Annotated in this window: 4 protein-coding genes; 2 read left to right on the top strand and 2 right to left on the bottom strand. The window is 73.3% G+C overall.

Annotated features, from left to right (window positions below):
* Positions 1-126 precede the first annotated feature (126 nt).
* On the top strand, positions 127-1,152 hold the full coding sequence (locus ACYVE9_RS22460; protein WP_461029705.1) for an aldo/keto reductase: 1,026 nt from the start codon (positions 127-129) through the stop codon (positions 1,150-1,152).
* A gap of 165 nt (positions 1,153-1,317) precedes the next feature.
* Positions 1,318-1,833, top strand: a complete 516-nt coding sequence (locus ACYVE9_RS22455) for a phosphatase domain-containing protein (RefSeq protein ID WP_461029704.1) — start codon at positions 1,318-1,320, stop codon at positions 1,831-1,833.
* Between the two features lie 59 nt (positions 1,834-1,892).
* On the opposite strand, the gene ACYVE9_RS22450 is transcribed toward ACYVE9_RS22455, so the two are convergent.
* Together ACYVE9_RS22450 and ACYVE9_RS22445 are read right to left on the bottom strand one after the other, a co-directional pair.
* Positions 1,893-2,096 (bottom strand): cold-shock protein, encoded by a 204-nt coding sequence (locus ACYVE9_RS22450; RefSeq protein WP_461029703.1) that lies wholly within the window; start codon positions 2,094-2,096, stop codon positions 1,893-1,895.
* A gap of 157 nt (positions 2,097-2,253) precedes the next feature.
* A partial coding sequence (locus ACYVE9_RS22445) for a peptidoglycan-binding protein (RefSeq protein ID WP_461029702.1) occupies positions 2,254-2,552 on the bottom strand: 299 nt, incomplete at its 5' end.

Raw genomic sequence — 2,552 nt, 5'->3', positions numbered from 1 at the left:
GTCGCTCCGGCCGCCGGTGGGCACGGGGGCGCCGGTGGCCGGCGCGACCGTGCCGCTGAGCGCGCGGTCGCCCCGCGTTCCCCTTCGATCCTGACGTCCCAGCGGCGTCGGAGAGGTTGTGCACCGATGGACCGGATGAGCGGCATCGAGAAGGTCAGCAGAGTACGGCTGGGCGAGAACGGCCCCGAGACGGGGGTGCAGGGGTTCGGCGCCATGGGCATCAGCGAGTTCTACGGCGACACCGACGAGGCCGCCGCCCGGGACACCCTGGAAGCCGCGGTGGAGGCGGGCGTGACGCTCATCGACACCGCCGACATGTACGGTCGCGGCGCCAACGAACGGTTCCTGGCGCCGTTCGTCGCCGCGCACCGGGACGGCATCACACTGGCGACCAAGTGCGCGATGGTCCGGAGCGACGATCCGCACCACCGGAGCGTGCGCAACGACCGCGCCTACATCCGTACGGCCGTCGAGGGCTCGCTGCGCCGGCTCGGCACGGACGTCATCGACCTGTACTACATGCATCGCCGCGACCCCGAGGTGCCGCTCACGGAATCGGTGGGCGCGCTGGGTGAGTTGGTGGCCGAGGGCAAGGTCAGGTACCTGGGCCTGAGCGAGGTGACGGGCGGTGAGCTGCGCGAGGCGCACGCCGTGCACCCGATCACCGCACTCCAGTCGGAGTGGTCGCTCTTCTCCAGGGACGTCGAGCGGAGCGCGGTGGGAGCGGCAGCCGAGCTGGGCGTCGCGTTCGTGCCGTACGCGCCTCTCGGCCGTGGTTTCCTCACCGGTTCGTTCGCGGACGCCGGCACCGACCTCCCGGACGGGGACTTCCGACGGTTCCAGCCGCGCTTCACCGGTGACAACGCCCGCCGGAACGCCGAGTTGCTGGTACCGCTGCGCGACATCGCGGCGGACCACGGGGTGAGCGCCGCACAGGTCGCACTGGCCTGGGTGCACCAGCGTGCCGAGGTGCACGGACTGACCGTCGTCCCGATCCCCGGAACCCGCAGGCGCTCCCGGCTCCTGGAGAACGCCGCGGCGACGCGCGTCAGGCTGACGGACGGGCAACTGGCCCGGTTGGAGCCGATCGCGGCTCGCGTCGTCGGAGACCGCTACCCGGACATGTCGTCCACCTCGGCGGCCCGCGAGTAGGCGCGGGAGAGCGGGAAGTGGGCGGTCCGGCCGAGTCGGCCCCCCCCCCGCTAGGGTGGTGGCCCCGGCCCCGCGCTCGGCAGTCCTGGCTCCGGGCCGGTTCGCGCTCGGCACTGGCCGGCTCCGGCGGGACGCCGACGGCGGCGGGCCACGGGGAGGACCGGAATGGAGCAGCAGCACGGGGGCGTCCGCGCGGCGCAACGCCGGGCCGTCATCTTCGACATGGACGGCACGCTCTGCGACGTGCGCGGCATCCGCCATCTCATCGACGGCCCCGGCGGCTTTCACGCCTTCCACTCGGCCTCGGTCGACTGCCCGCCCCACGAACACGTCGTCAGGGCGGCGCGGGAGGCGGGTGCGGCGGGGCTGGCGGTGCTCGTCGTGACAGCCAGGACGGTGCGCTACCGGCCGCACACCGCGATGTGGCTGGCGCTGCACGGGGTGCCGTCCGATGCCATGTGGATGCGGGCGGCCGGTGACGCACGGCCGGACTTCGAGGTGAAGCGGGACATCCTGCGCCGGATCCGCAGCCGGTTCCACCCCGTGCACGCCTGGGACGACAACCCGAACGTGGTGCGTCTGTGGCGCCGTGAGGGCATCCCGGTCACGGTGGTTCCCGGGTGGGACGCCGAAAGCCGGAAACACCGGAACCGCGGGGAGAACGGTCCTGGTGGACGCTGACGGCCCGCTGCCCCGCCCGGCGGCTCGGGATCGCGCGGACGGGGCTGCCGGGTGGCGCGTCAGAGCGGAACGACGTCGTCCGCCTGGGGCCCCTTGGGGCCCTGGGTCACCTCGAACTCGACCTTCTGGCCTTCGTTGAGTTCGCGGTAGCCGGCACCGGCGATGGCCGAGTAGTGGACGAACACGTCCGGGCCTCCCCCGTCCTGCTCGATGAATCCGAAGCCCTTCTCGGAGTTGAACCACTTCACTGTGCCTGTAGCCATGCTGGATCTCCTTGGGCGGAACGCCGTGCGTTCCGTGTCGTGCGGTGTGCGAGGTGATCGTCATGCTCCGGGGGCACGGTGGGAAGTCGACACGCCGCGCGGCAGCCGGGCGGGTGGGGCGGCGACGTCCGGTGCCGGCGAGGCGGGGTCGCCCGCCTCACGTGCGGGACTCCAGTGCGCGGCGCGTGTCGTCGCCGTAGACACCGGTCTCGTCACCCCGGACCCCGTACCAGACCTGGAAGCGGGCCACCGCGCTGCTGAGGGCTTCGTCGTAGCGGCCGTTGACGGCCCCGCCCGGGTAGACGTCGGGGACGCGCAGCAGGCGCACCTGGAGGTCGGCCACCGCCGGACCGGTGTCCCCCTCGCTGAGGGTCCCGGCTACCCGCGGGGCTGCCGTCCCCGGACCCGGCTGCGAAGGCGCGGGCGGTTGCGGCGCGGGCCGCGGGGGCGGAGTGG

The organism is Streptomyces sparsus (assembly GCF_054776295.1).
The sequence above is the reverse complement of the archived record's forward strand: the minus strand, read 5'-3'. Positions and strand labels throughout refer to the sequence as shown.